This window comes from Alcanivorax profundi (assembly GCF_003597125.1).
Taxonomy (GTDB): domain Bacteria; phylum Pseudomonadota; class Gammaproteobacteria; order Pseudomonadales; family Alcanivoracaceae; genus Alcanivorax; species Alcanivorax profundi.
In genome coordinates, this window is sequence record NZ_QYYA01000208.1 from 1 (window position 1) to 362 (window position 362).

Genomic DNA, 362 nt, shown 5'->3' on the forward strand with positions numbered 1-362 from the left:
TTATCGGATAATGCCTCGCTGAGAACTCTCTACGAAGTCGATAATATACTGAATCTCCTTGGTAACCTCAAGATTCTTCTTGATTTCCTCGATACCTTCCTTCAATATACCCTTGCTGTAGAGCAGGCGGTAAGCCTCGTGGATGTTCTGGATGGTTTCATTGCTGAAACCGCGACGGCGCAGACCGATGAGGTTGATGCTGCAGTAGCGGGTTGGCTCCTTGCCGGCAATGATGTATGGAGGAATATCCTGAGAGAAACGGCAACCGCCCTGGATCATCACGTAACCTGCGATATGGCAGAACTGGTGAACGAGAACGTTGGCGCTGACGATGGCGTTGTCATCTACTACCACCTCACCGG

At 50.6% G+C, this 362-nt stretch carries 1 pseudogene; it reads right to left on the reverse strand.

The annotated features are described in order from the left end of the window. A pseudogene (locus D4A39_RS19510) lies at positions 1–362 on the reverse strand (acyl-ACP--UDP-N-acetylglucosamine O-acyltransferase); the annotation flags it as partial.